Genomic DNA, 5,072 nt, shown 5'->3' with positions numbered 1-5,072 from the left:
TGGCTTGACAACAACAAGGTCATGACCGAGATCACGCAAAAATACGAGATCAACGGCGGCGGCAAAGGGAATGATCGCACCGGGTACAGAAAATCCAATGTGGCAGTGCCTGGCCTGACCAATGCGTATCAGCAGTGGCAAAAGGAACAGCAAGACGCCGCCAAGCGTAAGGCAGAAGAAGAAGCCCGACGTAAGGCGGCCGAAGAGGCAAAGCGTAAGGCGGAAGAAGAAGCCAAACGCAAAGCGGCAGAAGCGGAAGCCAAACGGCGCGCCGAGGAGGAAGCGAAACGCAAACAGGCTGAATGGGAAGCGACGCATAACATCGAGGCGGCGAGAAAGAATGTTCAGCAGGCTGAAAGCCGGTTAAACACTGCGAAGCAAAAACGCGATGATCTTCAACGCAGCACTTACCGTACTCAGACCAGCCTCAGTTCCGCAATCGTAACGCGAGACCGTACGAAAGAGCTGATCGATAAACATCTCCCAGGCCCTTCAATCATCCCTTCGGAGCAAGAAAACAGACAACGTATCCTGGATAAGCTGAAACAGGATGAGGCAGAGGTGAACAAACTGCGGGCCCAGGTCGATGCGGCAAACCGCGATCTCAACCTCGCCAATCAGGAGTTTGACAATGCCTCGAAAAACCTGAATGCCGCCCGTGATAACCTGCAGCGGCTGGAGAAAGCGGAAGCGGATCGTAAGGCCGAAGAGGCCAGGAAGAAGGAAGAGGAGGCGATGAAAGACGCCATCAAGACGACGGCGGATTTTTACAAGGAACTGACGGAGAAATTTGGCGAGCAGTCCGCCAAGGTGGCCAAAGAGCTGGCCGATGCGGCCAAGGGGAAAACGCTCAAAAATGCGGAGGAGGCGCTGAAGGCGTTTGAGAAGTACAAGGACGTGCTGAACAAGAAATTCAGCGTCGCCGATCGCGAAGCGGTGGCCAAAGCGCTGGAGTCGGTGCGCCGAGAGCATATCGCCCAGAACCTTGCCAAGTTCAGCAAGGCGTTCAACTACACGGGCAAGGCCATCGATGCCTACGATGTCTTCGTTGTCGAGTTGCCCAAAGCGATCCGGACGCAGAACTTCAGACCCCTTTTCGTGAAGATTGAGACCCTCGGGGCGGGCATGGCCGCCACGGCGCTGACGGCGTTTGCCTACAGCGTGATACTGGGTACGCCGCTGGGCATTTTTGGCTTTGCCATCATCATGACCCTGGTCAGCGTGCTGGTTGATGAAAAGCTTGTGGAGAAGGTCAACAAAGCGGCCGGCATTTAACGTAAAGCAAGGCCGCTTATAACGTAAAGCAAGGCCGCTTACGCGGCCTTTTTATTTCTGAGGAACAGGGCAAACAGATACAGGGCGCCCAGCGGCAGGGCCAGGACATAACAGAAGGCATAATACAGGATCAGTACCCCATTTTTACCGATGGTATCGACGAACAACCCACGGTGCCAGAATGCTTCACTGGTGAACTGCAGGGCGGCCGTTTCAATGCCTTTTTTGGCGCAGGGATACAGCAACAGACTCAGGATGGCGGCGACCAGAGAGAGGGGAACATTCACGCTTGGCTGGAAGATGTGGATATAATAGAGCGCGATAAAAAAGTACGTCACGCCCCACACCTGACTTTTCCAATAATACGCTTTGGTCATTCGCGCCTCCCTGGACATCGGCCTTTTTCATCTTTCGAACTTGCCATCATATCGGCTTTGCGGGTGATCAGCGAAACGGAACCCCGTTGCCATAGACCGAGTTGGTTGGTTTGGTGTTGAAGTTAAAGGTAAATTCGCGATCCTTCACCGGCTTATCGCGTTCAAAGCGCCAGCTTTTCATGGCAGACAGCACCGCTTCGTCAAAGACCCCGGCAGGCTTCGCTTGCACAATACGCACATGGCTGACCGTGCCGTCGTGCTCGATATCGTATTTCACCTTGACGACGCCACTGGTGCTTTTCGACAGGGCTTGTTCAGGGTAAACAGGGGCAGTTTTGATGATGGCGTGGGGGGCCGGTGCGGCACCGAGCGCCAACGCCGGCGTCATGCACAGTAACAGCAGAGCGGAAATCGTAGATTTTCTCATGTCTTGATCCATTGGTTAAAAATGAACAGTTGCTACAAGACCGCGCCACGGCGATCGCCCCTAACTATAGGGCAAATATGACAATATTGCGTTACTGCGGCGCTCACAGATCGCCGTACAACGCGGCGAGCTCGGCCAGCGCCGCAGCGGCCGCCGGGCGATCCAGCTGCGCCAGCAGCTCGGCCTCGAGCGCGGTGAAGGTGTCCGGCGCCAGCCGCAGCCGCAAATTCGGCAGCACCAGACCGATGTCGCCGCTTTCCGGCACATGCAGCGAAACATGCCGCCCCTGATAGCTGCGGGTACGATCGCCGTGCTGACGCGCGCACAGCAGGCGGCGCAGCTCGGCGAACACCGGCCAGCTGAAGGTCGACTGGAAGACAGCGCCGCTGAGGTGCAGGGACAGGAACGGCAGCGGGCCGTCGTCGGCCCCCTGCCCCGCGATGAACCACAATGAATTCCACGATGATTAGCGGCTTCTCCTGATCGACTGTTCGACCTGTTTAACCCGTTCTGGAAAACGTCCGGCCTGCTTGATGCTCTCAATCCGGTTTGTCACTGTTTTAATATCGCCCAGAAATTCGGTCATATCTGCCAGTGGCAGCGCTTGATAATATCCCTGCGCGCTACTGGTGCCATAATACCGAAGCAGCAGCAGCAGGTTCAGAAAAGCGTCATCCTCTTTGACCTGGCTCTTAACCCATTTCCGTACTACCGGAGCCCCGCTGATATCTCGCCATGCCCAAATATACCAATTCAGCAGAGCAAAGGCCGGCAGCTGATCGGTGATGGTCGGGCTTTTCAGTCTCTTCCCCATGGTTTGCTGTAAGATGACGACGTTACTCCGCTCCATCCACTCTTCCAGCTGATGGCCCGTTCTGTCTCCGACTATCCCATGCTGCCACAGCAGGTGACGGACATATTCCGCACACCAGTACCAGGCTTTGCCGCTCTGGAGTTGAGCAATCAGGAACTTCATCGTGGACGCAACATCCTCCCGCAGCATTCGTTGGATTAGCCGGTCCGCCACGCTGTAGGTATCCAGGTCCTGCAGCGCAAACCACTCGTTGTCTTGCCGATAGCGTTCCACCATGATATCTCCGTTGTTGCAGAAGAACTGCAGCAAACCCCGGCACTCGGCCGACGTTCTGGCCTCAATCAGGGGGGATGTCAGCTGGGTCAGGATGTGTTCAAACCAGGTCCGGGAGGATAAGTTCTTGCTCTGGATATATCCGAGCAGGCATTCCGCCAGTTCCTGCTGCTTTTGAGGCTGGCTGGCGAGCGTGAAGAGTTGGTCAAAAATCTGTGGTGACAGGACATTTTGTGGTGCGGAGAAGGCGAAGTAGTATCGCCAGTAGACCTGGCTGCTCAGCCGCTTCCCTGCTGTCTGCATGGCACTTTCCTGCGGTCCAGTCCGTGCAAAGAGTTTGACGGGGTATTCTGTCAGCCCACCAAAGATCCCCGGAACCCACTGGCCCAACATATATGCGGAATGCGCTGCCGCAGGGAAATAGCGCTTCAGGTGGTGCTCAAGGCTGCCTACCAGGGCTTTTTGCTCCTCGTCACTGACCTGACCATCTTCGGCTTGTACCACGTTCCATTCCGACAGGTATTCTTCCACCCAGTCATACAGACCCGGATTCGTTGTACGGAGCAGCTGCAGGAAGCACAGATCGGGGAAATACACATAGTCCCGCATGCCCGCATAGCGGAACCGCAGTGCATTGAGGACGGTCTGAACTTCCCGGGGCGTTTTCAGCGTGGCGCCATAAATATTCGCGACTGCCGTCAGGTCAGCCAGTATGCCCTTCTCCGGGGGGAAATCATTCACCGTTTGGTATAACTCGATGGCGGCATCGTGAAATTGCTGGCGCAACGCAAAGGATTCCAGGCGCGGCAGTGCGAAGGCGATCTGGATAATTTTCTGCAGGTACAGGCTGCCGTCGGCGACGCCCAGCCCCTGGCTGATGGCCTGTGACAGCACTGCTTTGTCATAACAGAGCAGGTAGCGGAAGCGGGGAAAATCCGCGACCGACTTCACCAGCCGGATCACCTCCACGGCCTGTGCCGGTTCGAGGCGGTCGAGATCGTCCAGCAGGACAATGAAGCTCAGATCCAGCTCCTCGATTTTTTGGGCAATCTCGGTGCGCATGTCGGCCGTAGTTTTTTCTTTTTCTTTCAGCCAGCTCGACTCTGCCACGGCGTTAAGTGCGTTGCTGACGTCGGGGGCGCCGGGAATGAGCGCGGCGATCTTAGCGACAGGCGCCAGATTCCGGGCGGTGGCCCGGGTGTAGTCCATCAGCGTCCGGGCGGTACGGGTCAGCGCTTTTTTTTCTTTGAGTTCCGCCCGCTCCCCGGGTGAAAGCCGGCGTTCTTCTTCCTCGGCAATGATGGCGGCGACCGGAAGCAGTAAGGACGCCACCAGAGGCGTATCGCTGCCGTCGAGCCAGGGGGAAACCGTCAGCACGAAGGTCTGTCTTTCCTGTTGTTCAGCCAGCGCCGTGCGCAGCAGATTAAGGAGGCTGGTTTTCCCCGTTCCCCAGGCGCCTTCGATACCGATCACGGCACTGCCCTCCCGGCCGATCCCCTGAATGGCGCGGGCTAACTCGGTGGCAATGTGCGTGAAACCATAGCGGTCTTCTTCCTTATTGCTGATGGCGCGATCGGGATGTTGCCCCTGGCGGTTTTCTTGCGGTGAATGCGTCATGGTTACAGATCTCCGTACAGCGCGGCGAGCTCGGCCAGCGCCGCGGTGGCCGCCGGGTGCTCCAGCTGCGTCAGCAGCTCGGCCTCGAACGCGGTGAAGGTGTCCGGCGCCAGCTGCAGCCGCAAATTCGGCAGCACCAGACCGATGTCGCCGCTTTCCGGCACATGCAGCGAGACATGCCGCCCCTGATAGCTGCGGGTGCGATCGCCGTGCTGACGCGCGCGCAGCAGGCGGCGCAGCTCGGCGAACACCGGCCAGCCGAAGGTCGACTGGAAGACCGCGCCGCCGA

6 protein-coding genes are annotated in these 5,072 nt (G+C 57.5%); 1 reads left to right on the top strand and 5 read right to left on the bottom strand.

The annotated features are described in order from the left end of the window. Positions 1-1,275, top strand: a 1,275-nt coding sequence (locus AC6BYQ_RS28035) for a colicin-like pore-forming protein (protein ID WP_498057880.1), incomplete at its 5' end; no start/stop codon positions are given. A gap of 38 nt (positions 1,276-1,313) precedes the next feature. Here AC6BYQ_RS28035 and AC6BYQ_RS28030 read toward each other — a convergent pair. From AC6BYQ_RS28030 to AC6BYQ_RS28010, 5 genes are all read right to left on the bottom strand, one after another. Continuing rightward, positions 1,314-1,652, bottom strand: coding sequence for a colicin E1 family microcin immunity protein (locus AC6BYQ_RS28030; RefSeq protein WP_025305069.1), 339 nt, complete (start codon positions 1,650-1,652; stop codon positions 1,314-1,316). Between the two features lie 67 nt (positions 1,653-1,719). Then, complete coding sequence (locus tag AC6BYQ_RS28025) at positions 1,720-2,079, bottom strand: TonB family protein (RefSeq protein ID WP_261154716.1); 360 nt, start codon at positions 2,077-2,079, stop codon at positions 1,720-1,722. Positions 2,080-2,182: 103 nt separating this feature from the next. Further along, complete coding sequence (locus tag AC6BYQ_RS28020) at positions 2,183-2,530, bottom strand: hypothetical protein (protein ID WP_306686660.1); 348 nt, start codon at positions 2,528-2,530, stop codon at positions 2,183-2,185. A gap of 15 nt (positions 2,531-2,545) precedes the next feature. Next, a complete protein-coding gene (locus AC6BYQ_RS28015) occupies positions 2,546-4,783 on the bottom strand; it encodes a KAP family P-loop NTPase fold protein (protein ID WP_306686661.1) in 2,238 nt (745 codons plus the stop codon). Positions 4,784-4,785: 2 nt separating this feature from the next. Further along, positions 4,786-5,072 (bottom strand): hypothetical protein (locus AC6BYQ_RS28010; protein WP_498057879.1); only part of this gene is annotated, 287 nt, incomplete at its 5' end.

The organism is Serratia sp. LTN-2 (assembly GCF_059740205.1).
This window is presented reverse-complemented; position numbering and strand designations above follow the sequence as displayed.

What these genes read in the sequence shown, in the direction of transcription:
- AC6BYQ_RS28030 (WP_025305069.1), bottom strand. Translation starts at nt 1,652, where the DNA reads ATGACCAAAGCGTATTATTGGAAAAGTCAGGTGTGGGGCGTGACGTAC.
- AC6BYQ_RS28025 (WP_261154716.1), bottom strand. Translation starts at nt 2,079, where the DNA reads ATGAGAAAATCTACGATTTCCGCTCTGCTGTTACTGTGCATGACGCCG.
- AC6BYQ_RS28015 (WP_306686661.1), bottom strand. Translation starts at nt 4,783, where the DNA reads ATGACGCATTCACCGCAAGAAAACCGCCAGGGGCAACATCCCGATCGC.